The organism is Mesorhizobium sp. M7D.F.Ca.US.004.03.1.1, assembly GCF_003998635.1.
Lineage (GTDB): Bacteria > Pseudomonadota > Alphaproteobacteria > Rhizobiales > Rhizobiaceae > Mesorhizobium > Mesorhizobium loti.
Genome location: NZ_RZQG01001139.1, coordinates 1 through 1,673, shown reverse-complemented (window position 1 = coordinate 1,673; position 1,673 = coordinate 1). Strand labels below are relative to the sequence as shown.

The following is a 1,673-nucleotide window of genomic DNA, read 5'->3' as shown; positions in this document are numbered from 1 at the left end:
GTTTGCCGTGCAGCCGGCGCCGGGTGACAGTTCCGTCCGCACCAGCGAACGCAAGTTGGCCTTTGGCCTCGCCGACACCATCAAGCAGGGCTATGCCGACATGATCAAAAAGGCACTCGCCGCCACGATGGACCCTGCCTTCCTCGACATCCATGTCTGGGCCAAGGGGCCGGTCGGCGAAGCCACCCGCAACGAGCCCGACACCTTGCTCGAGCGCGACATGGGAGCTGACGGCACCATCTTCGTCACCAAGCGCTATCAGGTGTTCACCGAAATGATCCCGCGCCTGATCGACAAGGGCGTCTCCTTCGTCGAGATCGGCGGCAATGACGAGATCATGGTCACCGTACTGTCCACCGATACGATCGCCGTCCCCGAAGGCATGCGCATCCTGTTCAGCTATCCGCTGCCGGCCGATCCGGCAACGCGCCGCACCGGGCTGACCGTCGCCGTGCGCAAGCTGCATTTGGTGCTGCCGGCGCTGATCAAGTCAGGCGCCAGGCTCGAACACGTCTATGACTATTGAGACGATAGCCCGGCAATGCGCCGACTGATCCGCATCCTCGGCTGGCTGGCGCTCACGCTGGTTGTGCTCGTTGCCGTCGTGCTTGTCGGCTTTCGCGGCGCGGCGGCGTTGCGAGAGACCCTGTCACCCGAGCAGGCAGCCCCGGCGGGAGCGCTGTTCGTAATGGTCGACGGGTTGAAGATGCACTATCAGGTCTGGGGCCCTCCGGACGGGCCGCCGCTGCTCCTGTTCCACGGCACGGCCTCCTGGGCCGAAACATACCGCGATATCGCCGCGCCATTGGGAGAACAGGGCTTTCGCGTCATCGCGCCCGACATGCCTCCCTTTGGCTATTCCGAGAGACCGGCCGATCAGGATTATTCGCGCGCCGCCCACGCCAAACGCGTCCTCGGTTTCGCCGACGCGCTTAGCCTTCGTCATTTCAGCGTCGGTGTCCACTCCTATGGCGGCGGTGGCGTGATCGAAGCCGCGTTCTCCGCCCCGGCTCGTATCGACTCGCTGATCCTGCTCGACATGGCACTTGGCCTCGGCCGGACCGAGGCGCCGGCTTTGCCGTTCGCATCCTTCCTGAACATGGCCTGGCCTCGCCAGCTGCTGACCGCCTCGACCTTCACCAATCCGCTCATGGTCGGCCCGGGTCTGCGCTCGTTCATCGGGAACGATGCCGTGGTGACCCCTGAGCGCATCGCGATTTACGCACGCCCACTCAACGTTGAAGGCACGACCAATGCGGTGGGCCATTGGCTGTTCAGCGGCCTCTTCAACGACGAGCGAAAATCGCTTGCCGCCAACAAGGCGAACTATCGCGCCTTCACGCCGCCTGTTCTCATCATTTGGGGGCGAGAGGACACGACCACGCCCCTCGAACAGGGTGAGGAGATTGCTTCGCTGTTTCCACACGCCGAACTGGCGGTTCTCGATGGCGTCAATCACAACCCGCAGGTTGAACGCCCACAAGACGTGGTGCGGCTGATCGCGAATTTCCTCAAACGGACCTTGCCGGCCACGCGATAGGCCGGCTGTTTGGCGCTCCGCCACGCTCATTTCACAATCGCGGCCAAATCCCGCCTTGTTCGCGCGCGAAGGAATGGGAAGGAAGTATGGGCTGCCGGGGGGCATCTCGAAGGGACAAGACCGTGATCAAGAC

Annotated in this window: 1 protein-coding gene and 1 pseudogene; both read left to right on the top strand. The window is 63.6% G+C overall.

The window, feature by feature from the left end; all coding sequences use genetic code 11:
- A pseudogene (locus EN935_RS34825) lies at positions 1-526 on the top strand (hypothetical protein); the annotation flags it as partial.
- 15 nt (positions 527-541) lie between these two features.
- Complete coding sequence (locus EN935_RS34820) at positions 542-1,540, top strand: alpha/beta hydrolase (protein ID WP_127263591.1); 999 nt, start codon at positions 542-544, stop codon at positions 1,538-1,540.
- Positions 1,541-1,673: the final 133 nt, after the last annotated feature.